The organism is Mesorhizobium sp. M5C.F.Ca.ET.164.01.1.1 (assembly GCF_004792125.1).
In the GTDB taxonomy this organism is placed as follows: Bacteria; Pseudomonadota; Alphaproteobacteria; order Rhizobiales; family Rhizobiaceae; genus Mesorhizobium; species Mesorhizobium wenxiniae.
Window position 1 is genome coordinate 1 of the sequence record NZ_SRTG01000577.1, and the last position, 287, is coordinate 287.

Genomic DNA, 287 nt, shown 5'->3' on the forward strand with positions numbered 1-287 from the left:
GGACAGTCGCTGGAAGAGCTCTATCGCACGCTCGCCGACCGCAAGACCACCGGCATGGGCGCGATCTTCGTCGCCGCCATGCGCGAATGGAAGAAGAGCTTCGAGAAGGGCGCCAAGTCGCCGCTTGGCCTGCAGACCCGCATCGACAAGGCGATGGACCTGGCGCTGACGCGCGAGATGGAGCGGCTGGAGGGACGGCTCGGCTTCCTCGCCACCACCGGTTCGGCCGCGCCCTTCATCGGCCTGTTCGGCACCGTCATCGGTATCATGACCTCGTTCCAGGCCAT

1 protein-coding gene is annotated in these 287 nt (G+C 66.2%); it reads left to right on the plus strand.

Going from position 1 to position 287, the window contains the following annotated elements; translation table 11 throughout:
• Positions 1-287, plus strand: a 287-nt coding sequence (locus EN807_RS34820; RefSeq protein ID WP_189522714.1) for a MotA/TolQ/ExbB proton channel family protein, incomplete at both ends; no start/stop codon positions are given.